This is a genomic window from Parapedobacter sp. 2B3, from assembly GCF_041925275.1.
In the GTDB taxonomy this organism is placed as follows: Bacteria; Bacteroidota; Bacteroidia; order Sphingobacteriales; family Sphingobacteriaceae; genus Parapedobacter; species Parapedobacter pyrenivorans_A.
This window is the reverse complement of record NZ_JBHEUZ010000012.1, coordinates 74,081-99,003: the sequence shown is the minus strand read 5'-3', so window position 1 is coordinate 99,003 and position 24,923 is coordinate 74,081. Positions and strand designations below refer to the sequence as shown.

Genomic DNA, 24,923 nt, shown 5'->3' with positions numbered 1-24,923 from the left:
CACCTACCTTTATATCTGACCAGTGCAATCTGGCCTAATACAAGGGATTTTGATAGTGATGATCGGATAAAAGTGTAGACTACGTCAGGTAAAATCTGACATAACCAACAAAACGATAAAGGGAATGGGCGGAATCAACAAAAATAACCTCGGAAGCAGGACCATTCTAAGTTGAGGCTGATATTTTAATGAGAAACTACGGACCAAAGTTAATATACCTTGTTTTAATTTTACTCCTTTTCTTAAACGATCAATATTTTAAATACAGCTACCCTGGCATCGTCACGGGAAAACTTAGTGATTTTGCTGGAATAGCCTGTCTCTGCATTGTCATTACAACTTTCACAAAAAATAGGACGCTGATATTTTCTCTGTTTTCAGTTGTGGCATTAGGATTCGTATGGTGGAAATCACCTCATGCATCAGGCTTTATAGCAGGCTGGAATAAAAATGCTCGATTTCAGATTTCGAGAGTAGTTGACTTGACGGACTTAATTGCCCTTTCCGTTATCCCGATATTATTCCACCACGCAAAATACAGCTATATTTCAACAAAGCGTCTTATCCGTATCCCAGTAGTGGTATCTTCGTTGTTCATCTTTATTTCAACCGCAGGTACACATGGTCGGATGAAACAATATGAATTCAATTGTTCAAAAGATGAACTACGGAAATCTATTTTGAATTATTTTGATAACCACCAAAATGTCAGGCTTCCCGATTCATTGTTGAGGTACAAACAATATGTTAAAGTTGAAAGATTGGACTCCGATAGTATTAATTTTTACTTTTATCTCCCTTACGAAAACGAAAAAATAATCTATTGGACCAAATTCTCCGGAAGTACAGATAATTGGGATCGCAAACCTACGTTGTTAATGCTTATCGGTGTACTTACCGGTGATCAATATAGGCTGCAAACAAAAGACTCCGTCTCACATAAACAAAGACATGAGTTGGCCCTTGTGCTTGAAAGGGAAGTGATTAGCAAATTGCAGGAAAATTTAGGAATGCCAGAGAATGTGAACTAAGTTAACAACAAGATATGAGTGCATACACCTATTTTTTCAGAGACGACTACAGCGAAGGCTGCCACTCCAATATCTTGCGCGCATTGGAGGAAAATGCGCTCACCCAGCAAATCGGCTACGGAAACGACGACTACACCCTCGAGGCGAGAGCCGCCATCGCCAAGCTGATGCCGGCGCACAATGCCGACATCCATTTCGTATCGGGCGGCACACAGGCCAATCTAGTTGTTACTGCAGCTGCGCTGAAACCCTACCAATCGGTCATCTCCGCGCAAACAGGCCATATCAATGGACACGAAGCGGGTGCCATTGAGGCAACAGGACATCGAGTGGAAATCATAGACACCGAGGACGGACTGGTAACCGTTGATCAACTGGAACCGCTTATCGCCCAACTGGGCAATGCCAATAGCACCCAACCGGGAATGGTGTACATTTCGAATACCACGGAATTGGGCACTGTGTATAACAAAGCAACACTCTCCTCGCTATCCGTCTTTTGCCGTGCGCAGGGGTGGTACCTCTTTCTCGATGGCGCCAGGCTGCCAGCAGCGTTGACCGCCCCCTGCAACGACCTTACCCTAGCGGATATCGCGGCATTGACAGACGCATTTTATATCGGTGGTACGAAAAACGGCGGATTATTCGGCGAAGCGCTGGTAATCGTACACCCCGACCTGCAAACCGGATTTGGCTACCACCTCAAACAGCGGGGTGCGTTATTGGCCAAAGGCCGTACACTGGGCTTGCAATTCCGCGAACTATTCCGTGACAATCTGATTTTCAAATTGGCTAGCCATGCCAACGCAACGGCGCAAACCATGGCACGGGGTATCGAGCAACTGGGCTATTCATTTCTGGTTCCTCCGTGTACCAATCAGCTTTTCCCCATACTGCCCAAACGGATCATTGACGGACTCTCCGAAAAATACCTGTTCCATACGTGGCACCAAATTGACGAGGACCATGCAGCCATACGCCTGGTAACCTCATGGGCTACGCCCGATGCAATCAGCACCCAATTTATAGCTGACTTGGCAAACCTCGGAACAGAAGTTTAACGCGGCCTGCGCCGATCGAGTAGTGTGACGCTCTTCCGGGCGTTCTCAGGAAACTTTATCTTATTAATTTCCTCGATGGAGGCGAAAACAATCTTGGGGCTCACCCGGAGTTTGGCCCGGAACCGGTCCTTGATTTTCAACAGCAGTTCGTCAGACATGGCATTTGTTCCCACCTTGACCGTAATCTCATCTTCACCGAACTCGTCAGAAGCGATTTCGATCACATAATTCACAATCTCTTCAACGTCGTTCAGTAAATCAAACAACGCTGGCGGATACAGCGTGGTCCCTTTGTATTTAACCATCTGGTTTTTTCGGCCAATGACGGGGCCCAGCCGCAGGGTGGTTCGCCCGCATGCACAGGGGGTATAATGCGGTTGCATGATGTCTCCGGTTTTGAAACGCAGCAAGGGCATCCCTTCCACTCCCAACGTGGTGACAACCAACTCACCGGCCTCACCGTCGGGCACAGGATGCCCATTTTCATCCACAAACTCGGTAATAATCAGTTCGGGGTGATGATGCCCGCCCACACCATACATGCATTCCGTAAAAGCAGTGGCCATCTCTGTAGAAGCATAGGTAGAAAAAAGTTGTATACCCCACTTGCTACGTATCCGGCTAGCCAATGCGTTGAGCGAGAAATCTGGGTTGCGGATAGGTTCGCCAATGCAGAGTGCCTTTTTTACACTGCTCTGGCGGTAGTCAATGCCATTGGCTTCGGCAAACTCGATCATCTTGAGCAAGAACGACGGTACGCATACCAGTGCATCGGGCTGTACCCGTTCAATAGTTCCCCACTGCAGCTCCGGCACGCCGGAGCCAACCCGCACCACACCGATGCCAGCCCTGCGGGCGCCCAGGAAATAGGCCAAGCCGGCCATAAAACGGCGGTCGAGGGTGGTGGTGAGTTGCACGGTGTGCCCCGCATCCAATCCCATGCACTGGTAGGACAATGACTCGTTGTATGCAAGCCGTTCAAGGTCGCCGTCGGTAAGGGCCAACAAAACCGGGTCGCCCGACGTGCCCGAGGTGGTGACGTAATCCGCCGTGCGCGACGTGGCCACACAACGGAACGCCGTATTTTCCTGCTGCAGGTGTTCTTTCGTCGTAAAGGGCAGGGAGGCAAGGTCATCCAATGTGCGAATGCCATATATATCAATACCATGCGTATGGAACACCTGTTGGTAATAGGCAGAGTTGGCTTGGAGGTACGCCAGAAGCCGCTGTAGCTTTTCTTCCTGAAACCGGTTGATGGTTTCGCGCGGGGCCTGTTCAATGGATGGTATGGTCATTTTGTGAACTTGTGAACTTGTGAGTTTGTGAGCCTGTGAGTTTGTGAGGTCATTTACACTTTTTAATTCGCTTTTGTATCAGCGCGCTGTCGGCCTTCGTCGTTACCACCCTACTTGCTGCCAACTGGTAATGCCGCAGAGCATCTGCATAGCGACGCTGGCCCCGGTAGTATTCGCCGATGAGGAAGTCGGTTTTCCAAAACATTGGGTTGAGCTGCTGGAAATCAAGTAGCTCAGCGTCAGACAGCCGGGTGTCCGTTGCAATAGCGGCCTCCAATTTACGCATCTGCACCCGAAATTCTTCATATTGCCGGAAATCGGGCGATGAAGCGAACGGGTCGGCGGGGATGTTCAGCGAATCGGCAGCCAGGTGCACTCCCGTATCCAACGTGGCCAGCCGCTCGAACACTTCATCCAGATCATAGGCCACGAACTCGCCAAGCTGGTAGGGGGCGGCAGCCACCCACATGCGCCGGTCTTCGGGCTGGAAGATGACCGCATGGTGGGCGTGGAGCAAGTTGATGGCTTTTTCGTTGCCATAGCCCAGGTCCACACCGCCTATCCCCTCCTTGTTGCGCAACATCGCGGCCGCATCGGCCGGCGTGAGCTGCGGCGTTTGGGCAATCAGTTCATTCATCCGGTCGAAGCGGTATTTCGAATGGCTTTCTTCGAGCTGCCGCAGGTTGCGTCTGTCCGAGTAGTACGGTTCGCTTTGGAAATGGTTGGCGCATACCAGCACCTCGCCGGTATTGGGCACTTCATAGACCCCTATCTTATGCGGCGACACTTCGATGAGCACCGCTTTCCCATCGGCAGCGCTGCCCACCATGATCGATTCGGATACGAAGACCTCCCGCTGGCGGGCAATGTGGATGGCGTCATCGATATGGCGGGCATATTGCAGGATTTCACGCGTAAGCAGTGAAATGGGGGTTTTGGCCTCGTGGGGAATGGCCGATTTACCCGCATTGATGGTTACCGTAAGCCCGTGTTCGTTCATTCCCGATACGGCACCGATCATCCCCGGCCAGGTGACCATCGCATGCTTATACCCGCGGTCGGGGTTGATGAACGCAATGACTTTCTCTTCCGAAAAGGCATCGCCGGCGTAAAAATCGAAGTTGCGGCCAATCAGCAGCTTCCCATCTGCGGTGTGGCTGCCCCAAGCGGCAAACGACGTGCACCCCACCAGGGCAAGGTCTTGCAGCGCGTGGCCAATATCGTGGGCGGCATGGAAGTATAGGAGACGCGGGTAGGACGACGCGATGAAATTAAATGTATCGGAAGCTGAACGCGAAAGGCCGTATATTTCGGTCTGATACGCGGTAGGTATGTGGTCGGTGAGGTGCCGGTTGAATCGGTCGAGGAACCGTCGCAACATCCATTGGCGGAACGGCGATGGCACCAGCTCCTGTACCCGTGAAATGAACGCGGTCTCCTGCCGGTGGAGCAGCTCTTCGGTGAGGATGCCATTGGCCAGACCACGTTCCAGCGGATCGCCAGCTACATAAAGCTCCCACAGGCCCTGCGGATTTTTGCGTAGGAGGCCATTCGGCAAGGTGTAACTACCGGGCGATACCTCCACGCGCTCGCCAATGCGGTGGTTGTAGTTGGCAATGGGAGGAAGCCGCTTAACGCCTACACAGGATGCGTTACATAGCGCTAGAAAACATAACGAATGTAGGAGACTTCTCATATACTTGTGAGCATGTGAGATGGTTCACTAATTTATGGCAACATATGGGTCACGGCTCTCACCGCGCGGTCGTGCTTCTTGACAAACGGATTATCCTTATCCCACACATAGCCGGCCAACACCGAACACACCTTACGGCGCACGTCTTCGTTGACTTCCTTGTGGAAGAAAAATTTCTGGAGATCGCCCGAATACCAATCCCGGATGTACGAACGGAATACGCTCACTCCCCAAAGCATGTGCTCTTCGTATTCCTGCTGCCAATCGATCACCTCACCCCGCAGTTGCCTGATTGCCAACTTGGCCGATAATGCGCCCGATTCCGTGGCAAAGCATACACCAGACGAAAAAACAGGATCTAAAAACTCGGCACTGTTGCCCGTGATGGCAAAGCCATCACCGTACAGTTTCTTCGACGCTTTGGTATAGGCAATAATCTGTTTGGGCTCGAAAAGGAAATCGATGCCCTCGAACCGCTGCCGATAGTAATCGGACTGGTTGATGATATACTTGAACGTTTCTGTGGGATTTGCCTGCTGGATAGCCTCCAAATGTTCTTTTGGACAAACCAAGCCCAGCGACGACCGCCCATTTGAAAAAGGGATGACCCAAAACCATACTTTTTGTTCCAGTACATCGAAGGTGATCAACGTGCCCTCGTCACCTGACGGGCGTCGGGTATCTTCTACGTGCACAAACGTAGCTGCCATGGGCGGAAATTTAGAAGGTTCATCCAAGTCGAACAACCGGGGTAACACCCGGCCGTACCCGCTGCAATCGATCAGGAAGCGTGCATGGATTTCGTGCTGCTCCCCGCTTTCGTACCGAACGGTTGTCATCGAATCAGTGCCGTGGAAAACTACATTTTCAACCGTGGTGCCAAAAGCGATATCCACACCACGGCTTTCCAATACATCCGTGAGGGTTTTATCAAACTCGGCCCGCGGAAGCTGCCAGGTCCAGTCCCACCCTTCGGAAAACTTCTGGCTGAAATCAAACCAGCACACATCGTCACCCCGCAAGAAACGGGCGCCGTATTTCCGTTCAAACCCCTTGGCTTCCACGGCCTCCACAAACCCTGCTTCATCGAAATGATCCATACAACGGGGAATTAAACTCTCCCCGATCACGAATCGGGGGAAATGTTCCCGCTCGATGACCTTTAATTTGACCCCTTGTTTATGTAAGATTGAGGCCGCTACGGCACCCGATGGCCCCGCTCCGATCACTAAGACATCAACGTATTCTGAAGTCATACTAATAAATTGGTGTATGGATGGCCCAAACTTAGACAAACTTGCATATAAAAGCAAGTTTATCTAAGTTTGCAACCGCTTTAATAGTACGCATTTCCGACTAGATGATAGAACTAACGAACCCGATTGCGTTGGCCGATTTTCGCGCGGTACTTTTTGATGAAGAAAAAATCAAGCTGTCCGACGGAATATCGGACAAAGTACACCAAAGCCACGATTTCCTACGGGAGTTTGCCAAAGATAAAATCATTTACGGGGTAAACACCGGCTTTGGGCCCATGGCCCAGTACCGTATTGCAGATACCGACCAAATACAACTGCAATACAACCTGATACGAAGCCACGCTGCGGGCATGGGCGATGTCATGGATCCGCTATACGCCAAATCCATCCTGCTGGCCCGACTGCATACCCTCTCGTTGGGTTTCTCGGGTGTTCACCCCAATGTGGTGGAATTGATGAAGGAAATGCTGAACCGCAACATCCTACCGGTGATTTTCCAGCATGGTGGCGTGGGTGCCAGTGGCGACTTGGTACAGCTGGCGCATTTGGCACTCAACATGATAGGCGAAGGCAACGTAATCTACCGGGGGGCTCAGGTGCCTGCAGCCCAAGCCTTTGCCAATGAGCGTCTGCGACCTATGCAGGTATACATCCGTGAGGGCCTCGCCCTCCTCAATGGCACGTCGGCAATGACCGGCATAGGCATCGTCAACGTAATCTATGGCAAGCGGCTGCTGGACTGGTCCGTCGCATGCTCCGCACTGATGAATGAGCTGGTAAGCGCCTACGACGACCACCTTTCCGAAACCCTCAATGCAGCGAAAAAGCATGATGGACAACGCCAGGTTGCAGCGCGCATGCGGGAAATCGTTGCGGACAGCAAACTCATCAGAAAACGCCACGAACACCTGTACAACCGCAAAGTAGAAGAAACGATATTCAAAGATAAACTCCAGGAGTATTATTCTATCCGGTGTGTACCGCAGATTTTGGGGCCCATCTGGGATGCCATACAGCACAGCACCATCACGTTGATCCAAGAGGTTAACTCAGCCAATGACAACCCCATCATCGATGTGGCGTCAGCAAGCGTATACCATGGCGGCAATTTCCACGGCGATTACATCGCTTTTGAAATGGACACGCTCCGGATTGCCATCGCGAAGCTGACCATGCTGATGGAACGGCAGCTTAATTACCTGCTCAACTCCTCGTTGAACGGCATATTGCCTTCTTTTGTGAACCTGGGTAAATTGGGGCTTAATTTCGGGATGCAGGGCGCCCAATTCACGGCGACATCCACGACAGCCGAAAACCAGACGCTGGCCACCCCCATTTATACCCATAGCATCCCCAACAACAAAGACAACCAAGACATCGTGAGTATGGGCACCAACTCGGCATGGCTTACCAAACGGGTCATTGACAATGCATACGAAGTGCTGGCAATCCAACTGCTCACATTGGTACAAGCGATAGAGTCGCTCGGCTGTGCGGAACGCCTTTCGTCAAAAAGTAAGAAAATTTATACAGACATCCGGTCAATTGTCCCTATCTTTAAAGAGGATATGGTACTCTCGCCCTATCTTGCGGCGATAAAAGACCACGTAAAAGCAAACGATTGATGGAAGGTAAGCGATATGCATTGGTGACCGGAGGATCGCGGGGCATTGGCCGGGCTGTGTGTGTGGCGCTGGCCCGCGAACTGGGCTATCCGATCCTCATCAACTACCAGTCGAATAGCGAAGCAGCAACGGAAACCCGCAGCCTGATCGCTGCAAACGGAGGCGAAGCGGAATTGCTGCGGTTTGATGTAGGCAATCGCGCGGAAACCCACGAACAACTGACCAGGTGGAAAGCCGAACACCCTGACGACCGGATTGAGGTAATTGTGAACAATGCAGGGATAACGCGCGATGGGCTATTCATGTGGATGGAAAACGATGATTGGGATGCCGTGCTCCAAACGAGCTTGAACGGCTTTTACAACGTAACCAAGCCCCTCATCGAAGACCTGCTACGGCACCGATACGGACGCATCATTAATGTGGCCTCCGTATCGGGCGTAAAGGGCACACCCGGACAAACCAATTACTCCGCGGCAAAGGCCGGCCTTATCGGGGCCACGAAGGCGTTGGCACAGGAGGTGGCCAAACGAAAGGTGACTGTAAATGTGGTGGCACCCGGCTTTGTCGAAACCGATATGACCAGCACATTGAATGCCGACGAATTGAAAAAATTAATCCCGCTGAACCGCTTCGGGAAAGCGGAGGAAGTAGCCGATTTGGTCTGTTTCCTCGCTTCGAAGAAAGCGTCGTACATCACGGGGGAAGTGATTAACATCAATGGCGGAATCTACTCATAGCCTTGGGCAAGGACTGAAGAATAAGGACTGTGAGGGGCAAAAAAGCAAAGAGCAAACGGCAAAAAAAATGAAACGTGTGGTCATTACCGGAATGGGCATTTACTCCTCGTTGGGGGAAAACCTCACCGAAGTGCGGGACTCCTTATACCATGGCCGTTCGGGCATTGTGTTTTCACAAGACCGCAAGGACTTCGGTTACCGATCGGCACTGATGGGTTCGGTAGCGCGACCCGACCTCACCAAAGCCTTATCACGCAGGCAGCGCATCAGCATGGGCGAAGAAAGCGAGTACGCCTATGTGGCCACGCAGGAAGCACTGCGGAACGCCGGAATAGATGAAGGCTTTTTCGATAACCGGGTGGTGGGACTGGTATATGGCAACGACAGCGTATCCCAGGCGGTGATGGAATCCATTGATATTGTGCGCCAGAAAAAAGACACCACGTTGGTAGGGTCGGGGGCTATTTTCAAATCGATGAACTCATCGGTAACCATGAACCTATCGACTATCTTCCGCATTCGTGGCGTCAACATGACCATCAGCGCTGCCTGTGCAAGCGGTTCGCATGCCATTGGTTTGGCCTACCTATTCATCAAACAAGGATTACAAGACTGCGTGATTTGCGGTGGCGCACAGGAAACCAACAAATATGCCATGGCAAGCTTCGATGGCCTGGGTGTATTTTCGGATCGTGAGGACGAACCAACCAAAGCATCGCGCCCGTTTGACAAAGATCGAAACGGCTTGGTACCCGGCGGCGGCGCGGCCACTATCATCTTGGAAGATTATGAAACGGCCGTAAAGCGGGGTGCACCCATCCTGGCCGAAGTACTGAGCTACGGTTTTTCCTCCAATGGCGACCATATTTCTACCCCCAATGTGGCGGGACCTATTGAAGCCATGGAAATGGCGCTGCGGCAAGCGGGCCTCTCACCGGCCGACATCGAGTATATCAATGCCCACGCCACTTCCACCCCCATGGGCGATGCCAACGAAGCACGGGCATTGACCCAGTTGTTCGGCTCGGACCCGATGGTCAGTTCCACCAAGTCGATGACCGGCCATGAATGCTGGATGGCTGGGACCAGCGAAGTCGTTTATTCGCTCATCATGGCACAGCACGGGTTCATTGCCCCCAACATCAACCTCGATGAGATAGACGAAACTGCCCGCGGTCTGAGTTTGGTAAAAAATACCATAAACCAAAATTTTAATGTATTTTTGTCAAATTCTTTTGGATTCGGTGGAACGAACTCCGCATTGATTGTAAAAAAACTGTAATAGCGCAGCATCCATGAGCAGGGAAGAGATTATTGATATTACCAATAGGTTTTTGATAGAGGAGTTCGAGGTGCAGTCCGACGTCATCCAACCCGATGCGGATTTGAAAGAATCATTGGATTTGGACAGCTTGGACTATGTGGATTTGGTTGTCCTTATCGAATCCAATTTCGGCATCAAGCTGGAAAGCAAGGATTTTACCAACGTAAATACATTCGATAACCTATACGACTTAATCGGCAGCAAGATACATGCGATTGCCTAATCACATCCAATGGCTGAATGGGAAGGAAAATCGAGGGGTACCGTTTCCGGATACAAAATATTTATTTTCCTGATTAAGCACGCGGGAATATCCGTTGCCTATTTCCTGCTGATTTTCGTTTCGCTTTACTACTTTTTCAGTTCGCCACGCCAAACGGGGGCCATATACCGTTATTTCCGCCACCATCGCAAACAGGCATTCTTTCGCAGCGCCATCAACACCTACCGCAATTACTTCGTTTTCGGGCAAACCATCATCGACAAAATTGCCATCACAGCCGGGTTGGAGCATAAATACACATATGAGTTCGATGGGATAGACCAGATCCGGCAACTGGCCAAAGATAATAGTGCTGGCATCCTCATCAGTGCCCATGTGGGCAATTTCGAGGTATCCCAGTACTTCATGGGCGAATTTGACAAAAAGATACACCTGGTCACCACCGATGAAGAGCGGCGGGCCATCAAGTCGTACCTAGCCAATATCATGGCTAAACCCAAGACGGAATTTATCGTTGTGAACGACGACCTATCGCACGTGTTCGAGATCAACCGGGTCATCGATGAGAAAGGGATGATCTGCTTCACGGGCGACCGCTTCGTGGAAGGAAGCAAAACGATGACAGCCGATTTCCTGGGAAAAGAAGCACATTTCCCCGCGGGACCGTTCCTCATCAGCTCCCGATTGAGCACGCCGGTGCTTTTTGTCTATGTGATGCGCGAACGCCGCAGGCATTACCACCTGTATGCACGTACTGCTACGTTCAACCACCGTGATGCCCAGTCATTGCTCCAAGCCTACGTACAGAGTATAGCGCATATATTAACGAAATACCCGCTACAGTGGTTTAATTACTATGATTTTTGGAAGACATGAAGCGTGTTTTAGTCATATACTATACCCAAACGGGGCAACAGCGGGAAATATTGGATCGCCTGCTTTCGCCGCTCGCGGCTGATCCGGGAGTGGAATTGACGTATCATCGGATAACACCCGCGGTGGACTATCCCTTCCCGTGGGACGGGCACACGTTCTTCGACGCCTTCCCCGAGTCGTTCCTGCAACTCCCCTGCGAACTAGCGCCCGTTGATGACGCTATTCTTCAGCAAGATTACGACCTGGTCGTACTGGGCTACCAAGTGTGGTACCTTTCGCCATCGATCCCATTCAACTCGTTCCTGAAAAGCGAGGCTGCCGATCGGCTATTGCGCGGCAAACCGGTGATTACGGTAATCAACTGCCGCAATATGTGGGTAATGGCACAGGAGAAAGTAAAACGGCTATTACACGCTATCGGGGCAAACCACGTGGGCAATATTGCACGGGTAGACCGCCACCTCAACCATGTCAGCGTGATTACCATCGTGCACTGGATGATGACCGGGCGGAAAGATGCCTATTTGGGGCTATTCCCCAAACCGGGGGTTTCTGACAAAGACATCGCCGAATCCAATAAGTTCGGCATACCGATATTGGCCCACCTGAAACGCAACGATTACAGTTCCCTCCAAGTTGAATTATTGGAGTTGGGCGCCGTAATGATCAGGCCGGTTCTTGTTTTCACCGACAAACGGGCGAATACACTTTTTGCCAAATGGGCCAAACTCATCCGGAGCAAAGGTTCGCCCGGGGCAAAGGCGCGAAGACCATGGCTCAAAGCATTCAACTATTACCTGCTCTTCGCCATATGGGTACTCGCACCAATCGTCAGTTTATTATTTTTAATACTACATTTGCCGTTCCTTTCTTTCATTAAGAAAGAAACGAGGTACTATAAGTCTGTTCATTTTAAAATGCCCCGGTAATGCCAACGGTATATATCAATGCGATTACCACATTCCTGCCCAATGACCCAGTTGCTAACGACCGGATGGAAACGGTATTGGGTGTCATCAATGGTGCGCCCTCCAGGGCACGTGCCATCGTGCTGCGCAACAACCGGATTACCTCGCGGTATTATGCCATCGGCGCCGATGGACAGCCCACACATACCAATGCCGAGCTCACCATAGAAGCGATAAACCGTTTGGTGGAGCAATCCGCGGTGTCTAAGTCTGCAATCGACGTGCTATCGTGTGGTACCTCCACCCCAGACCAGCTGCTGCCTTCGCATGCCAGCATGGTGCACGGACTGTGGAAAAACAAGCCCATGGAACTCAACTCCGCTTCGGGCATATGTACATCTGGCATGAACGCCCTCAAGTATGCCTACATGACCATTGCGACCGGTAGCGCCGAGCGGGCGGTGTGTACGGGGTCCGAACGGGTATCTTCTTGGCTCCGGGCCGACAAATTCAACAACGAGTCCGAACGGTTGGCGGCACTGGAGCAAAATCCCATCATTGCCTTCGAGAAAGACTTCCTACGGTGGATGCTCTCGGATGGGGCTGCCGCCATGCTGCTGAGCCACCAACCCAACGACCATCGGACATCGCTTGCCATCCGTTGGGTGGATGGTATTTCCTACGCCCACGAGTTGGAACCCTGCATGTATGCCGGGGCCATCAAGGTAAACGGCAAGCTGCTCCCTTGGAGCGACGCATCGCCGGAAGCGTGGTTGGAGCAGTCGATGTTTGCCATCAAACAGGACATCAAGTTATTGGAGTCATATGTAATCCCCAAGGGCGTGCAAAGCATTCGGGAAATACTGGATAAGCACCAGCTCGTGGCCGGCGAAATCGACCACTTCCTGCCCCATATTTCGTCTTATTTTTTTAAAGACCGGCTTGTCGAAGCTTTTTCAACGGCAGGTGTCGACATCCCCGAAGAGAAATGGTTCATCAATCTGGAGAAAATCGGCAACGTTGGATCGGCCTCCAGCTATATCCAGCTGGAAGAGCTTTTTAATACGAAGACGCTCAAAAAGGGCGAAAAAATACTGCTGTCGGTCCCCGAAAGCGGAAGATTTTCTTATGTTTACGCGTTGTTGGAAGTAACCTAATGTTATGACGCTCATCTCATCGCAAGAACAGATATGCAAATTAATCCCGCAGCAACCCCCTTTTGTATTGGTGGATACGCTGATTGAATACGAAACTAACCGCATCGTTTCCTCCTTTGATATCCCCCACCAACACGTATTGGTTGATAGCAACGGGGTGCTCGCCGAAGCAGGCGTCGTCGAACATTTCGCACAGACCATCGCCCTGCATCAGGGATACGACTATTCCATGCGCAACCTCTCGCCGCCGGTGGGGTATATTGGTTCCATCAAGAATTTCGAAATCCATCGGTTGCCCCATGCGGGCCAAACGCTCTCCACTACCATCTATATCTTGCAGCAGTTATTTGGGGTTACCGCCGTACGCGGCGAAGTGAAATGCCACGGCAAGCTGATTGCAACGGGCGAAATGCGAACCGTCATAGCCAAGGAAGGTGAATAGCGCCATGACCTTCCCCGCCATCGAAGAACTCATCCCCCACCGACCGCCCATGGTCTTGGTAGACCGTGTGGTACGAGTGGAAGGCGTGGAAACGGAAACCGCATTTTCTGTCACGCCTAACTGCCTTTTTGTGGCCCACGGAGTACTATCAGAAATGGGAATGCTCGAAAACCTTGCACAGACGAGCTTCATTTTCCTCAACTATTTCTTTATCAGGCCCGATGAAGTGCTCTGGGATAAGAAAAAAAACAACCTCGGTGTGATTAGCACGATACTTGATCTCCACGTGTCAACGCTCCCCCTCGTTGGACAGGAATTATATACCCACACACAAACCGAGCTTGTTTTTACCTCGGATTTTTTGAAAATTTGCAATATCCGGGGAACGATTTCGGTTGGCGGCGAAATCGCATTGCAAGCAACGATGAAAATGCTGTTGCAAACCAAGGAGCAGTGAGTGACCATGAATAAAAACGAAGTACCACAGGACGATGGCAGTTTGGCCAAAAAGAATGTCCATGAACTCTGCTATGCGGTAGACGAGCATGGCCGGTATACGGTGGTGCCCAGCAGGGGCTGGGAAGTAAAGACCTTAGCCCTTAACGAGTCGCTGGAGCTCATCGACGAGCGTATAGCCACCACCAAACAAGCGGTAGCGGCAGGCACACTCAGCCCCATCGCTTACTATATGGAACTCCACCGCATGGATTTGCCCCTATTGGCCAGCTATGTGGGCATACACCGCTGGTTCGTGAAGCGACACTTTTATCCGCATCGGTTCGATAAGCTGAAAGACAAAACACTCCGAAAGTATGCAGATGTTTTCGGCATTACCGTGGCGCAACTGAAATCGCCGATTGATTGAACAACTACATGGATATTGCTTTTGAACACCGCCAATCCGCCCATTGCGAAAATGGGGTTATATCAAATTTATTGAACCACCAAGGGGTCACCTTGTCTGAACCGATGGTTTTCGGCATTGGCAGCGGCTTGTTTTTTGTATACCTTCCCTTCCTAAAGGTCAATTTCGCCCCGGGATTCAGCTACCGCCCTATGCCGGGAAGCATTTTCCGAAAACTGGCGCGCCGATTGGGCATCAAGGTGGTACACCAACGGTTTTCTTCGCCCGAAAAGGCGCAGGCCGTATTGGATGAGAAGCTCGCCCGGGGCATTCCCGTAGGGCTGCAAGTGGGCGTGTATAACCTCACCTACTTCCCCGACGAATACCGGTTCCACTTCAATGCACACAACCTGGTGGTCTACGGCAAGGAAGCCGATGGATACCTCATCAGTGATCCGGTAATGGACTATACCACCAAGCTCACTGACGCCGAGCTCCAGCGGGTACGTTTTGCTAAAGGCGCGCTACCACCCAAGGGGCACTTGTATTATTTGGAACGGCTTCCGGAACATTACGACCTCGAAAAGGCCATCAAAAAGGGCATCCGGCAAACGTGCAACGACATGCTGGCACCGGTACCCATTATCGGTGTAAATGCGATGAAATGGGTAGCGCGCAATATCCGCAAATGGCCAAAGACCATCGGGATCAAAAAAACCAACCATTACCTGGGCCAGTTGGTGCGCATGCAGGAAGAAATCGGTACCGGTGGCGGCGGCTTCCGGTTTATCTATGCGGCTTTTTTACAAGAAGCTAGTGGAATGCTCAATAACGATGCACTCGCCCGGCGATCGGAAGAGATGACCGCCATCGGCGATGCCTGGCGCGACTTTGCATTGGATATTTCGCGCATATACAAAAACCGCAAGTCGGGAAGCGATGTCTATGAAAAACTATCCGAACAGCTAATGGAACTTGCCGAGCGGGAAAAGCAGTTTTTCAACGCATTGAAAAAAGACATTTGACCCTTCCGTCACCTCCAAAAAACCGTACGCCCACCCCGCCCATTGCCGTCAAAAACACGGAAAGCCACCCCGCCTGTCGCGGCTACCGGCTCAGTATAACGCGTGCTTTGTTCGGTTGGCTCACTGCCATCCACGGTATACCGGATAGCAAACCCGGGCAGTTGCACATTCGCATGGAGTTTCCCCGATTGCTCAACCACGCCTGCCGTAGGGATGCGGTAGGCGAAACCACCGGCGTAATGACTTGCGCGGGGCAACTCACGTTTGGCTACCGTGTTTAAGAACCTCGACCAATCGGCCGCATATAATTCGGCTGCTTTACTTTCAGCCCATGCGGGATCAGCTGCCCAAGCGCGTTCCGCAAGCCCATAAAGCTTGGGCAGCAGCAGGTACTCCATCCGCTCGGGCGACGTGATGATCTCGCTCCACAGCGGTGCCTGTAACCCCACGATGTTAGCCCGGCCGATGCCCGTGAGCTGCTCGCCGGTGGTTTCAGTATCTAACCCGCGGTATTGGTTGTATGGCACGAACCGGAAAGGCTTTCCTACATCTACATACCCACCCCAATATTGGCCAGGTTCATAAAAGCTGCTATTATAGGCCAAATCGATATAAAAGTTCGTCACGTTAGTCAATACCACCCGGTAGCCGGCATTCGCTAGTCGGTACGCGAGGTCGGTATTGTCACCGAGGTTATTCCATACATCCGTATGGAAATTTTCATCTGCAAAGCGTGGCTCCACCACCATTTTGCGCCGACCATCTACCACAGCCTTTTTCATACCGATTTCTTCCCACCCCGAGAGGTAAAGCCCGCGCGATTGCAATAGATCGTTAACGCGGCCGAAAAAATAGTGCCACAGGTCGTCAACATGCGCGATATCAGACTCCGCGGCCATGAGCTGATGTACAGCGGGCGATTTTTCCCATACGCCATCGGGCACCTCATCGCCACCGAAATGGATGGTCTGCAACGGTGCACCCGCTTCCTTGTGCATGGCGATGAGCTCGTCCACCACCTTCTCCAGAAATACATACGCAGAAGGCAATGCCACGTTGATGATGTTATCGTCCCAATTCTGTATCGAGCGGTATTCCGACTGGTCGTTGAGGTCGCGCAACAGGTATTGCGTTGCCGCGGCGGTATCGCCCTTGGCCATAAAAGCCCGATAACGCGCATCCATCGATTTTATCGCCGCCCGGGCGTGGCCTGGCGTTTCGATCTCAGGGATGACGCGGATGTGGCGCTTCGTGGCGTATCGTAGGAGCTCGATATAGTCGGCGCGCGTGTAAAACCCACTCCCCGTTACGTTGGCCACATCGGGGCCCGAACCGTACGACGGCATGAGCCATTCCGTATCGTCAAGCGTGTGGCCACGCCGGGCGCCGACCTCGGTCAGTTCGGGGAGTCCCCGTATTTCCAACCGCCATGCCTCGTCTTCACTGAAATGGAAGTGCATCACGTTGACTTTGTAAAGCGCCAGGAGGTCCAGTATCTTCATCACCTGCTCCTTGGTCTGGAAATTACGCGCTATGTCCAACATCACCGCACGGTGTGAAAACCGCGGTTCATCCGTAATGGTAACCCCATGAAGGGTAATCGCAGCCACTTGGTTTGCCCATGCCGAAGGAGGTAACAATCCTTTGAGCGACTGGATACCGTAAAATGCACCTGCCGGGGTTGTCGCCTCGATTACCACACCGCCCGTATCGACCAGCAATCGGTACCCCTCAGGGTGGATGCCTTCCTGTCGGCGGAGCACAATCGACGCGACAAGCGGATCGTCTACCAACCGTGGCGCTCGGGTTAGAACCCTGGCGAGTTCGTCTTGCAGGAAAGCGGCCTCATTAGCAAAAGCGCTATCGGCATATATGGTCAATTCCGAAGCGGTCAATGTAAAGGAATCCGTCGTGTATGTATAGCTTACCGGCGTGGGCAGCACGGGAGGCAATTGTGCCAGCGGTATATCAGCGATGTGGACGTTCTGTTCATACACCTGAGCAGCCAGTACTATTTCCAAACTATCCGCCTGCGCAAAAGGTACTACCTCCATTGGTAACGATACCCCTGCCGGATGATTGTCCGAGACGAGGTAAAACCCCCTGGGGATATCGGTGATGTTCCGCAACATACGCGACATGACGTTGATGGCTACGGTGGCACCCGGCGCCAGCGATTGCCACCCTTCGCGCGGATAGAACCGGAAAAAATCGCCATTGATCATTTCAATGCCGGCCACCGCACTATCGGTATCGGCCACCCGAGCCACACCCGTATTGAAGTAAATGGACCAGCCGGTGGCTGCGAGCGTATCGGCCGTATTATTGGTAATGGTCAGCGTGGAATGCGTTTCGTCCGTTCCCGGATAAGGCGAAGCCAAGATCTCCCACTGCAGAGAAATCCCAGCACCATTGTCGCCCATATTGCGCGTTGAACAGGCCGACATTTCCACGAGAACAAACAAAGCGAGAAAAAGATTTCGATACATCATTATAACCATTTTTTTAATTTCCGTTGGATCATCATGGGTGATACACGGACCTCCCCTTCCGTAGAGCAAGTATAAGAAAATTACACCAAACACATCCATGTCCCCAACTTTCCTTATTTTCGCCCCCATGGACGAAATCATCCGCATACATGAGCTGTCTAAACGATATGCGGGCAGCGAGCGGTATGCACTTAAGGATTTATCGCTTTCCATCGGCAAAGGAGAGATCTTCGGTCTATTGGGCCCCAACGGAGCGGGCAAAACCACCTTGATTTCTACCTTGTGCGGAATGATCAAGCCCTCATCGGGAGAACTATGGTTTGGCTCGTTGAATTACGGCAGACAACGTAGGTCCATCCAACGGCAGCTAGGTGTAGTACCGCAAGAATACGCGCTTTACCCCACGCTCACGGCCGAGGAAAACCTCTACTATTTCGGGAGCTTGTACGGGCTTTCTGCAACGGAGTTAGCGAACCGTATTACGGAAGGGCTACAACGGGTCGGGTTATCGGAGTTCGCCAAAAAGCCCATCAAAACCTTCTCTGGCGGTATGCAGCGACGGGTAAACCTACTGGCTGGAATACTGCACCGCCCCGACGTACTTTTCCTCGACGAGCCTACGGTGGGCGTGGATGTACACTCCAAAGAGGTCATCATGGCATTGCTCCGTGAGCTCAACCAACAAGGCACCACCATCATCTACAGTTCGCACCACCTCAATGAAGCACAGCATTTCTGCACGCGGATAGCCATCATCGATGCAGGGAGCATCGTGGTGGCAGGCGAGCCCGACCAGCTTATTGCGGCGGTACCGGGAGCTACCACCCTCGAAAATGTATTTATACACCATACCGGAAGCCAATTAAGGGATTATGCGTAAACTGATGGCATCGGCATACAAGGAAGTGTTGCTCCTGCTTCGCGACTGGGGCGGCCTCGCCATCCTGTTTTTTATGCCGGCGGTATTGATTGTCACCATCACCCTCATCCAGGAAAGCACCTTCAAAGCAGTGGGCGAATCGAGCCTGCCGATTGTATTGGTTGATGAAGATAATGGTGAAATCGGCCAGATGGTTGCCACCAACTTAAGTGAAGCCCCAAACATCCAATTGGTTACGGAAGCGGGAGGCGAACCTATAGACGAAGCACGCGCGCGGACACTGGTGAGCGAAGGCAAGTACCAGATTGCCCTCATCATCCCCGAGGGCATCAGCAAGGAGTTGACCGAAAAGGTAAACCACAATGTTGACCAGATACTAGCGGAATTTGCATTGGTTGATGCCGACAGCGCCCAGGCCGAAGAAAAGACGTGGAAAACGCAGGAAATCACCATCTATTTTGATCCGGCAGCGGGTCAGACCTTCCGGAACGGTGTGAAAAGCAGCATCGAGCAGCTGCTCGCCAAGGTGGAAGTCCGCAAAATATACGATGTCTTCATCGACCAAATGGGCCTGGAAAAAGATCCGGGGCTATTGAATGGCGAAATCATTTCATTCAAGGAAACGATCGCCCAGAAAGGAAACGACGGCATTATACCCAACGCGGTGCAACACAATGTACCAGCATGGATCTTGTTTGGCATTTTCTTCATCGTGGTGCCACTGGGCATCAACCTGGTTAAAGAAAAGAACCTAGGCACCTACATCCGGCTGCGTACCAGCCCTGTTTCTTACGCCATTATCCTTGGGGGCAAAATACTCACCTACACGGCTATCTGCCTTATCCAGTTCATCTTGATGTTGATGATTGCCAAATATGTGTTCCCGCTGATTGGCCTGATTGAATTTGACCCGGGCGGGCAATTCCCGTTGATGTTGCTGATTGCTTTTGTCGCTGGACTTGCCGCCATCGGCTTGGGTATCCTCATTGGTACCATCGCCGAAACACAAGAGCAGTCCGCCCCCTTCGGCGCCATTTTCGTCATTATCCTTGCCGCGCTGGGCGGTGTATGGGTGCCCACCTTCATCATGCCCGAAATCATGCAGAAAATATCAGCATTTTCACCTATGAACTGGGGGATTTCGGCATTTTATGATGTGATCCTACGGAATGGATCTGCCGCCGACATCGCGCAGCCACTCACCTACTTACTTATGTTTTTTGCGGTTACGTTGCTGGCCGCAATTTTGTATGACAAACGGAACAACATAAGCTGATGGACCCTACCCTACGACACCGCACCCACTTCCGCGTACGCTTCAATGAGACGGACCCCCTAGGCATCGTGTGGCATGGCCACTACATCACTTACTTCGAAGACGGCCGAGAAGCATTTGGCGAAGCCATGGACATCAGCTATCGCCATATCCGTGAGCAGGGCTACCTTGCCCCGGTGGTGAAGTGCACGTGCGAATATAAATTGCCCCTGCGCCATGGCGAGTGGGCCGACATCGAAACCGTATTTGTCAATAGCGCCGCCGCCAAAATGATATTTCACTACACGATATTCAATACGGCCCAGCACGTAGTGGCAACCGGCGAGACGATACAGGTTTTCACCGATTTGAACGGCGAGCTGGTGCTCACCAACCCACCGTTCTTTGCCGATTGGAAGACCAAACAGGGCCTGTTATGAGGGATCAGGTATACATCATCGGCGACGAGGTCATCTCCCCGTTGGGGGCGGGGAGCGAATTGAATTTCCAACGATTGCGGGATGGACATACGGCGATAGCACCCGTGGTAGATGCCAACCTCTGCGACCACCCCATCTATGCAGCACAGATGGACGACGCGCCGTGGCACCATTTGGTCAAAGACGCACGGCACTATACACGGTTGGAAAGGTTGTCCATCCTGGTATTGCAGCGGCTTATCGACAAACACGATATTCCGCTGGATAACGAGACACTGGTCATCCTCTCGACCACGAAGGGTAATATTTCGCTATTGGGTAACCCCGAAAGTGCCTTTCCGCAACAGCGAGCGAATCTCACTGCGATGGCGGAGGCCATCCGGCGTTACTTCGGATTCGAGAACCCGTTGCTCACCCTTTCCAATGCATGCATATCGGGTGCGCTGGCGATATCCGTGGCCCGGCGTCTGCTTCGGTACAATAGCCGGTACAAACGGGCGATTGTAGCAGGTGGCGACGAGCTATCGAGGTTCGTCGTATCCGGATTCGACGCATTCCAAGCATTGGCCGATGGGCCTTGCCGCCCATTCGACCGGGACCGGAAAGGGCTGAACCTCGGCGAGGCAGTGGTAGCGGTTTACCTCTCAACAACGCCTACGCAGGATGCCGTGGAGATACTGGGTGTAGGTTCATCCAACGATGCCAACCACATATCGGGACCTTCGCGTACGGGTGAGGGATTATACCTGAGCATCCAAGAGGCCACACACGAAGCAGGCAACATAACGCCGGATTTCATTTCTGCCCATGGTACCGCCACCCCGTACAACGATGAGATGGAATCCATCGCCTTCCAACGGTGCGGCCTGTCGGCAGTACCCACCCATAGCCTGAAAGGTTACTTTGGCCATACGCTCGGAGCGAGCGGCCTGCTCGAAACCGTGATGGCCATCCATTCCCTGAAAAACAATGAGCTGATCCCTTCTCACGGATTTGCACACCCCGGCACGAGCCAACCGCTGAACATCATTACGCAGCGAGCCGCACAACCGCTCAGCACATTCCTGAAAACAGCCTCCGGTTTCGGGGGCTGCAATATCGCTATGATGATCCAAAAAGTGTAGCGCATGGAAAGAAGCAACTACGGTATCCGGTCCTATTGTTCCATCCGCGGTCGCTCCGTCCGCGTGGATGGAAACAGCTTTTTAACTGCCGACCCGGCGATGCCATTGGGCGACTTCCTCAAATCGGCCTACCGTAAGCTGGCCATCGACTATCCGAAATTCCACAAGATGGACGGCCTATGCAAGGCCATTTTCGTTGCCGCTGAACTTATTGCCCGTGCATCAGGGCCCTACAAGCGCCATACAGCCCTCGTTTTCGCCAACCGGTCGTCCAGTTATTTGTCAGACAGCCGCCATGCCCACGATATTTTCAGGCCCGATGACCCACAGGCCAGCCCGGCTACCTTCGTATATACCCTACCCAATATTGCCATGGGCGAAATCAGTATCCGCCACCAATTGCAAAGCGAGAATGTTTTCTTTATTTTTGACAGCTATTTGCCCGAGTTTATGGTGCCGTACGTACATGCGACATTGGACGGCCAACAGAGCGGGAAAGGCGTCCTCTGCGGGTGGACGGAAGTAACGGAAGAAACGTGCGACCTGCTACTGTACCGCATTGGAACTTCGGGGAAACTGGCGCATAGCATCGCGCAACTGAAAAAATTATACAACGAAGAAGATGAGTGAACTGACACAAGAGCTAAAAGCCAAGATCATTGCACAATTGAATCTGGAGGACCTGACCGTCGATGATTTAGACGATCAGACAGCGCTGTTTGGCGACGGACTGGGCTTGGATTCCATCGATGCGCTTGAGCTCATCGTGATGCTGGACAAAAGCTACGGCATCAAGCTTTCCGACCCGAAAGAGGGACGGAAAGTTTTTGAAACCATCCAAACGATGGCCGATTTTATTGAGGCCAACCGAACATGAACATTCCAACCGGGGTTGCTATTTCGGGAATGGGGGCTGTTTCAGCCATCGGTGACGACGTATCGTCCAACTACCGGTCATTGTGTGCATCGCGCCATGGGATTGGCCCCATCCGGCAACTGGACACCCCCCACCGGGGTAAATTCTTGGTCGGCGAGGTGGATATCACGAATGAGCAGTTGATTGAACGGCTGGCAATCCCCGCCGGTGAGGCCTATACACGCAGCACCTTGCTGGCTTTGCTAGCCGCTAAGGAAGCTACCGTTGGAATCGATCTGGCCGACGGCAACCGGACCGGACTCATCTCTGCCACCACGGTGGGTGGCATGGATGCGACCGAACAATATTACGAAGACTACCTGGTTTCCGACGAGCACCGCCACTTTATCCCTACACATCCCTGTGGGTACTCCACCGAGCAAATGGCCCGCTACCTTGGCATAAGCGACTTTGTGACGACCATCAGTACCGCCTGCTCTTCCGCAGCCAATGCGATCATGTTGGGTGCGCGGATGATCAAGGCCGGCTTACTGGACCGCGCGATCGTGGGTGGCACGGACTGCTTATCGCGCTTCACCCTCAACGGGTTCAACTCCCTGATGATTTATACCGATGGCCATTGCCGCCCGTTCGATGAACATCGCAACGGATTGAATCTCGGCGAGGCCGCCGCATACCTTGTGCTGGAACGTGCAGGGCAGCAGTCGAAAGCGCCCGTTGCCTACCTCTCCGGCTATGGCCATGCAAACGATGCATTCCACCAAACCGCATCGTCGGACAATGGTGAGGGCGCCTACCTAGCGATGAAACAGGCACTGGAAGTAGCTGGATTGGATGCGGGCGCGGTTAATTACATCAACGCCCACGGTACCGCCACGCCCAACAACGACTTTGCGGAAGGGCAAGCCCTGCTCCGCATCTACGGCGATGCCGCCTCGATTCCGCCCTTTAGCTCCACGAAAGCATACACCGGCCATACATTGGCCGCCGCCGGCGCAATCGAAGCGGTTTTTTCGGTGCTCGCGTTACAGCACCAGCAAATCTTTCCCAACCTGAATTTTTCACAGCCCATCGCCGCACTGGGCATCGTTCCACAAACGACCCTGCGGCCGACAGCGATTAACCACGTGCTATCCAATTCGTTCGGATTCGGGGGTAACTGCAGTTCTCTCTTATTTTCAAGCAACCATGATTAAGCCCGTCTATATCCATGGCATGGCCGGCATTTCCATCCAGCCGACCACCGAAACCGACTATTTTTTCGATAGCATACTGCCCTATACGCAAAATCCCATACCGGCACGTGACCCCGACTATAAATCGCTGATTCCGCCGCTGCAGCTACGGCGTATGAACAAAAGCATGCGCATGGCGATTTTCGCGTCGCAATCGGCACTGCAGAAAGCCAATAGGACCACAGTGGATGCTGTCATTACCGGGTCGGGATTGGGCTGTCTCCGCGATTCGGAGCGTTTTGTTGAGGCGCTCCTGACTGACGAAGGGCAAGCCCTAAACCCGACACCGTTCATCCAATCCACCCATAACATGGCTGCTGCAGCTATTGCGCTGGCCCTTAAATGCAACGGTTACAACATGACCTATGTAAACAACGCCAATTCTTTCGAGTCGGCGTTGCTCGATGGCATGGTATACCTGAGCGAACACCCCGATGCCACCATCCTGCTGGGTGGTGTGGATGAGCTCGGCGAACGGACCACCGATTTCTGGAATATCGCCGAATACCTCAAACGCGATGCCCCGGCCGTCCCTACTGCTCTCGGCGCCCCCCCAACGCCCGGTGAAATCATTGCCGAAGGGTCCACATTTTTCGTGGCCTCATCACATCCGTCGGCAGCTACCATCGGTAAGGTAACCGCCGTGGAAGCACGGCTAGAAAGCGATGAACCGATGGCATTGGTGGACCGCTTCTTACAAAAGAACGGCCTGGGCGCCCACGCGATCGACGCCGTGCTCATGGGCTATAACGGCGACTCCCGCTACGACGGCATTTACCGGGAAGTAACGCAATCCCTGTTTACTGGAGTACCCATTATCGGGTTCAAGCATGTATTGGGCGAATACGACACCGTGATTGCCGCTGCGCTGGCATTGGCACTGCAAATGCTCCGAGAGCAACGTATCCCAACGGCACTGCATCTGGGTGGACCGCAACCAAAGCAGCTCACCCGTTTACTGATCTATACGCAGCGGCGTGGGAGGAACCACGGACTGGTGTTGGTAGAACGGTAGCTATCCACATCCCTACAGACCACTGGAAACCAACACTTAAAACCTGAGGTTATACGAAAGTTGTAACAACCTGTGCCATTTTTCATCCAAGATATGGTA

General features: G+C 52.4%; 25 protein-coding genes. 21 read left to right on the top strand and 4 right to left on the bottom strand.

All coding sequences use genetic code 11. The features are described from left to right. Nucleotides 1-188 precede the first annotated feature (188 nt). Nucleotides 189-1,031 (top strand): hypothetical protein, encoded by an 843-nt coding sequence (locus tag ACEVG1_RS14330; RefSeq protein WP_374744435.1) that lies wholly within the window; start codon nt 189-191, stop codon nt 1,029-1,031. A 14-nt stretch (nt 1,032-1,045) separates the two neighbouring features. After that, complete coding sequence (locus tag ACEVG1_RS14325; protein WP_374744434.1) at nt 1,046-2,092, top strand: low specificity L-threonine aldolase; 1,047 nt, start codon at nt 1,046-1,048, stop codon at nt 2,090-2,092. On the opposite strand, the gene ACEVG1_RS14320 is transcribed toward ACEVG1_RS14325, so the two are convergent. The 3 genes from ACEVG1_RS14320 to ACEVG1_RS14310 are packed head-to-tail and all read right to left on the bottom strand — an operon-like array spanning nt 2,089 to nt 6,339. Continuing rightward, complete coding sequence (locus ACEVG1_RS14320; RefSeq protein ID WP_374744433.1) at nt 2,089-3,387, bottom strand: phenylacetate--CoA ligase family protein; 1,299 nt, start codon at nt 3,385-3,387, stop codon at nt 2,089-2,091. The two genes, ACEVG1_RS14325 and ACEVG1_RS14320, sit on opposite strands and share 4 nt — an antisense overlap. Before the next feature lie 49 nt (nt 3,388-3,436). After that, nucleotides 3,437-5,083 carry a C45 family autoproteolytic acyltransferase/hydolase gene (locus ACEVG1_RS14315; RefSeq protein ID WP_374744432.1) on the bottom strand — a complete coding sequence of 549 codons (1,647 nt, stop codon included), beginning with the start codon at nt 5,081-5,083 and terminating at the stop codon, nt 3,437-3,439. Between the two features lie 32 nt (nt 5,084-5,115). Then, nucleotides 5,116-6,339 (bottom strand): NAD(P)/FAD-dependent oxidoreductase, encoded by a 1,224-nt coding sequence (locus ACEVG1_RS14310; RefSeq protein WP_374744431.1) that lies wholly within the window; start codon nt 6,337-6,339, stop codon nt 5,116-5,118. Between the two features lie 104 nt (nt 6,340-6,443). Here ACEVG1_RS14310 and hutH point away from each other — a divergent pair, with 104 nt between their 5' ends. From hutH to ACEVG1_RS14255, 11 genes are all read left to right on the top strand, one after another. Continuing rightward, the gene (gene hutH / locus ACEVG1_RS14305; RefSeq protein ID WP_374744430.1) at nt 6,444-7,967 is read left to right on the top strand and encodes a histidine ammonia-lyase; all 1,524 of its coding nucleotides are present in this window, start codon (nt 6,444-6,446) and stop codon (nt 7,965-7,967) included. Next, on the top strand, nt 7,967-8,707 hold the full coding sequence (gene fabG, locus ACEVG1_RS14300; protein WP_374744429.1) for a 3-oxoacyl-ACP reductase FabG: 741 nt from the start codon (nt 7,967-7,969) through the stop codon (nt 8,705-8,707). Before hutH ends, fabG begins: the two co-directional genes overlap by 1 nt. A 67-nt stretch (nt 8,708-8,774) precedes the next feature. Next, a complete protein-coding gene (locus tag ACEVG1_RS14295; protein ID WP_374744428.1) occupies nt 8,775-9,989 on the top strand; it encodes a beta-ketoacyl synthase in 1,215 nt (404 codons plus the stop codon). 13 nt (nt 9,990-10,002) lie between these two features. Next, nucleotides 10,003-10,254, top strand: coding sequence for a phosphopantetheine-binding protein (locus ACEVG1_RS14290; protein WP_374744427.1), 252 nt, complete (start codon nt 10,003-10,005; stop codon nt 10,252-10,254). A 9-nt stretch (nt 10,255-10,263) separates the two neighbouring features. Then, nucleotides 10,264-11,130, top strand: coding sequence for a hypothetical protein (locus tag ACEVG1_RS14285; RefSeq protein WP_374744426.1), 867 nt, complete (start codon nt 10,264-10,266; stop codon nt 11,128-11,130). Further along, complete coding sequence (locus ACEVG1_RS14280; RefSeq protein ID WP_374744425.1) at nt 11,127-12,059, top strand: hypothetical protein; 933 nt, start codon at nt 11,127-11,129, stop codon at nt 12,057-12,059. The genes ACEVG1_RS14285 and ACEVG1_RS14280 overlap by 4 nt, the downstream gene beginning before the upstream one ends. Continuing rightward, nucleotides 12,059-13,195, top strand: coding sequence for a beta-ketoacyl-ACP synthase III (locus ACEVG1_RS14275; RefSeq protein WP_374744424.1), 1,137 nt, complete (start codon nt 12,059-12,061; stop codon nt 13,193-13,195). The genes ACEVG1_RS14280 and ACEVG1_RS14275 overlap by 1 nt, the downstream gene beginning before the upstream one ends. A 4-nt stretch (nt 13,196-13,199) precedes the next feature. Beyond that, entirely contained in the window at nt 13,200-13,637 is a 438-nt protein-coding gene (locus tag ACEVG1_RS14270; RefSeq protein ID WP_374744423.1) for a 3-hydroxyacyl-ACP dehydratase, read from the top strand. Beyond that, a complete protein-coding gene (locus tag ACEVG1_RS14265) occupies nt 13,630-14,094 on the top strand; it encodes a hypothetical protein (RefSeq protein WP_374744422.1) in 465 nt (154 codons plus the stop codon). The genes ACEVG1_RS14270 and ACEVG1_RS14265 overlap by 8 nt, the downstream gene beginning before the upstream one ends. Nucleotides 14,095-14,100: 6 nt before the next feature. Further along, the gene (locus ACEVG1_RS14260; protein WP_374744421.1) at nt 14,101-14,502 is read left to right on the top strand and encodes a hypothetical protein; all 402 of its coding nucleotides are present in this window, start codon (nt 14,101-14,103) and stop codon (nt 14,500-14,502) included. Between the two features lie 8 nt (nt 14,503-14,510). Next, complete coding sequence (locus ACEVG1_RS14255; protein ID WP_374744420.1) at nt 14,511-15,506, top strand: BtrH N-terminal domain-containing protein; 996 nt, start codon at nt 14,511-14,513, stop codon at nt 15,504-15,506. Nucleotides 15,507-15,514: 8 nt separating this feature from the next. Here ACEVG1_RS14255 and ACEVG1_RS14250 read toward each other — a convergent pair whose 3' ends face one another. Beyond that, the gene (locus ACEVG1_RS14250; RefSeq protein WP_374744419.1) at nt 15,515-17,998 is read right to left on the bottom strand and encodes a family 20 glycosylhydrolase; all 2,484 of its coding nucleotides are present in this window, start codon (nt 17,996-17,998) and stop codon (nt 15,515-15,517) included. Nucleotides 17,999-18,095: 97 nt separating this feature from the next. On the opposite strand from ACEVG1_RS14250, the gene ACEVG1_RS14245 reads away from it, so the two are divergent. Genes ACEVG1_RS14245 through ACEVG1_RS14210 form a run of 8 tightly spaced genes read left to right on the top strand, consistent with a single transcriptional unit; the run spans nt 18,096 to nt 24,824 of the window. Then, a complete protein-coding gene (locus ACEVG1_RS14245) occupies nt 18,096-18,878 on the top strand; it encodes an ABC transporter ATP-binding protein (RefSeq protein ID WP_374744418.1) in 783 nt (260 codons plus the stop codon). Then, entirely contained in the window at nt 18,871-20,154 is a 1,284-nt protein-coding gene (locus ACEVG1_RS14240; protein WP_374744417.1) for an ABC transporter permease, read from the top strand. Before ACEVG1_RS14245 ends, ACEVG1_RS14240 begins: the two co-directional genes overlap by 8 nt. Continuing rightward, entirely contained in the window at nt 20,154-20,573 is a 420-nt protein-coding gene (locus ACEVG1_RS14235; protein ID WP_374744416.1) for an acyl-CoA thioesterase, read from the top strand. Before ACEVG1_RS14240 ends, ACEVG1_RS14235 begins: the two co-directional genes overlap by 1 nt. Then, on the top strand, nt 20,570-21,697 hold the full coding sequence (locus ACEVG1_RS14230) for a beta-ketoacyl synthase (RefSeq protein WP_374744415.1): 1,128 nt from the start codon (nt 20,570-20,572) through the stop codon (nt 21,695-21,697). The genes ACEVG1_RS14235 and ACEVG1_RS14230 overlap by 4 nt, the downstream gene beginning before the upstream one ends. A gap of 3 nt (nt 21,698-21,700) precedes the next feature. Next, a complete protein-coding gene (locus ACEVG1_RS14225; protein WP_374744414.1) occupies nt 21,701-22,327 on the top strand; it encodes a hypothetical protein in 627 nt (208 codons plus the stop codon). Continuing rightward, nucleotides 22,320-22,574: a phosphopantetheine-binding protein gene (locus ACEVG1_RS14220; RefSeq protein ID WP_374744413.1), complete on the top strand. Its 255-nt coding sequence runs from the start codon at nt 22,320-22,322 to the stop codon at nt 22,572-22,574. Before ACEVG1_RS14225 ends, ACEVG1_RS14220 begins: the two co-directional genes overlap by 8 nt. After that, the gene (locus tag ACEVG1_RS14215; RefSeq protein WP_374744412.1) at nt 22,571-23,770 is read left to right on the top strand and encodes a beta-ketoacyl synthase; all 1,200 of its coding nucleotides are present in this window, start codon (nt 22,571-22,573) and stop codon (nt 23,768-23,770) included. Before ACEVG1_RS14220 ends, ACEVG1_RS14215 begins: the two co-directional genes overlap by 4 nt. Further along, nucleotides 23,763-24,824 carry a beta-ketoacyl synthase chain length factor gene (locus tag ACEVG1_RS14210; protein ID WP_374744411.1) on the top strand — a complete coding sequence of 354 codons (1,062 nt, stop codon included), beginning with the start codon at nt 23,763-23,765 and terminating at the stop codon, nt 24,822-24,824. The genes ACEVG1_RS14215 and ACEVG1_RS14210 overlap by 8 nt, the downstream gene beginning before the upstream one ends. The last annotated feature ends 99 nt before the right edge of the window (nt 24,825-24,923 follow it).